Annotated in this window: 3 protein-coding genes; all 3 read left to right on the forward strand. The window is 61.3% G+C overall.

Annotated elements, in window-relative coordinates; all coding sequences use genetic code 11:
- Positions 1-84: 84 nt before the first annotated feature.
- The 3 genes from tnpA to tnpC are packed head-to-tail and all read left to right on the forward strand — an operon-like array spanning position 85 to position 2450.
- A complete protein-coding gene (tnpA, locus tag NCT32_RS37420; protein ID WP_061122004.1) occupies positions 85-504 on the forward strand; it encodes an IS66-like element accessory protein TnpA in 420 nt (139 codons plus the stop codon).
- A complete protein-coding gene (tnpB, locus tag NCT32_RS36670) occupies positions 501-845 on the forward strand; it encodes an IS66 family insertion sequence element accessory protein TnpB (RefSeq protein WP_061122005.1) in 345 nt (114 codons plus the stop codon). Before tnpA ends, tnpB begins: the two co-directional genes overlap by 4 nt.
- Before the next feature lie 30 nt (positions 846-875).
- Positions 876-2450, forward strand: a complete 1575-nt coding sequence (gene tnpC, locus NCT32_RS36675; RefSeq protein ID WP_061122006.1) for an IS66 family transposase — start codon at positions 876-878, stop codon at positions 2448-2450.
- The last annotated feature ends 79 nt before the right edge of the window (positions 2451-2529 follow it).

Here is a 2529-nt window from a genome sequence, read left to right on the forward strand (position 1 = left end):
GTAAGCGACTCGGCACAACCGTTTCCCACTGCTGAATATTTCGACGCATGATGGGCGCGTTCAGCTTGACGGAGACAGTCAGCCATGTCGAACGCAGCGGGCCGCACGCATCCCCATCGGACGTATGCGCAAGAATTCAAGCAGCAGGTGATCAGAGAGACATTGGAACCCGGCATGTCGGTGTCGATTGTTGCGCGACGGCACGACATCAACGCCAATGTGGTGTTCGCGTGGCGCAAGCAATACCGTGAAGGCAAGCTGGTCATACCTGCAATCGAAGTTGCGCCGAGCGTGCCCAGCACGAAGCTACTGAGCGTCGACGTGATCGACTCAGCATTGGTACTGCGGCCGCCTGAGCCCGCAGTGGCGTCGCAAGCGCCGAGCGGTATACCGATGCCGGCGCCCGTGTGCGAAATCGAGGTGGAGATCGGCAAACGGCGTGTGAAGATTCGCGGCCTGTCTGCCGAGCGCGCTGAAGCGTTCCTGCAGGAATGCCTGAAGTGATCGCGCTGCCGGCAGGTACGCGCGTGTGGCTCGTGGCCGGCGTGACAGATATGCGCTGCGGCTTCCAGGGGCTGGCCGCGAAAGTGCAGACAGCGCTCGAAGAGAATCCGCTGGGTGGCAACGTATTCATCTTCCGCGGCCGCCGCGGCGATCTCGTGAAGCTGCTTTGGGCGACCGACGATGGGCTCTGGCTGCTCGCAAAACGATTGGAGCGAGGCCGGTTTGTCTGGCCACAGGCCGACGGTGGAAAGATCCATCTGACGAGCGCACAGCTGTCGATGCTCCTCGAAGGCATCGACTGGCGACACCCGCAACGCACCGCTGCTCTGTCGATGTTGTAAACCACATCGAAGGCTCGTAAACTGCGACGCATGTCCCAATCTGCGCCGCTTCCCACCACCGTCGCGGAGCTCCAGGCTCTGGTGCTCGAGCAGCAGGCGTCAATCGAGAACATGGTGCGGGAGATCGCCGCACGGGACGACGAAATCGAACGCCTGAAGGCGCAGATCGACAAGCTCAGGCGGATGTACTTCGGGAGCAAGTCCGAGAAACTGGCCCGGCAGATCGATAAACTTGAGGCGCAGCTCGAAGACCTGACGGCCGGTCAGGGCGCTGCCGAAACGCGAGGGCATCGAGACAAGACGTCGACGGCGCCGCCTGGTCGAACGCCCACGCGAGAGCCGCTGCCGCCGCACTTGCCACGCGATGAAATCGAACTTACACCGAATGCGGCTTGCCCTAAGTGTTCCACAACGATGCAGCGACTCGGCGAGGATGTTTCCGAGCAGCTCGCGCGCGTAGCGGCTGCGTTTAAAGTGATCCGCACGATCCGTCACAAGCTGTGTTGTCCTGACTGCGGCCACATCGAACAGCCCGCGATGCCCAGCCTGCCCATCGAGCACAGCATCGCGCATCCGAGCCTGCTGGCCGACATTGCGGTATCGAAGTTCGCCGATCACCAACCGCTGTACCGCCAATCGGAGATTGCGGCACGCGACGGCGTGACGCTGGATCGCGCCAGCATGGGCCGCTGGATCGGGCAGATCGCCGAGCTCTGTGGACCGCTTGTTGAAGCAATCCAGCGCTACGTGCTGGTCCCCGGCAAGGTACACGTCGACGACACACCGGTTGCGGTGCTCGCGCCAGGCAACGGAAAGACGGTGACCGGTCGCTTCTGGGTCTACGTGCGCGACGATCACCGCTCGGGCTCGACCGAGCCCGCTGCGGTATGGTTCGACTTCTCCTCGAATCGCAAAGGCGTCCATCCTCAGACCCGACTCGCCGCATTCCGTGGCATCCTGCAGGCCGATGCTTACGCCGGTTTCGATCAACTGTATGCGAGCGGCGAGATCCACGAAGCGGCATGCTGGGATCATGCGAGGAGGTACATTTACGATGTTCACGCGCGCACACCGACTTCAGATACCCAGCAACTGCTCGAGATGATCGGCGAACTCTATAGCATCGAAGCCGACATCCGCGGCAAGGCGCCTGACGAGCGTCTGCGCTTCAGGCAGGAAAAGAGCAAGCCGTTGCTCGCGAAGCTCGAAGCGACGATCAGGGTGAAACTCGCGACGCTATCGACGAAGTCCTCGCTCGCAAAAGCAATCAACTACTCGCTGAACCACTGGGCGGCGCTCGTGTTCTACTGCGAGGACGGTCGAGTCGAGATCAGCAACGTGCTTGCCGAGAACGCGCTGCGCTGTGTCGCCCTCGGACGCAAGAACTATCTGTTCGTCGGCTCGGACAGCGGGGGCGAGCGAGCCGCCGCGATGTATAGCTTGATCGGGTCGGCAAAGCTCAACGGGATCAACCCGCGCGCCTATCTGGAATACGTCCTGACCCATATCGCTGATCACAAGATCTCACGCATCGACGAATTGCTGCCTTGGAACGTGGCCGAGAAACTGAAGCCGGCCACTCCACCTACGCCCCTAACCGGGTAGATCTGGATAGATTTGCGTGAATCGTGTCCACGATCGCCGATCATGGACACGATCCCCTGTGATCTATAAGAATTCCACT

This window comes from Caballeronia sp. INML2 (genome assembly GCF_023631365.1).
GTDB classification, from domain to species: domain Bacteria; phylum Pseudomonadota; class Gammaproteobacteria; order Burkholderiales; family Burkholderiaceae; genus Caballeronia; species Caballeronia turbans.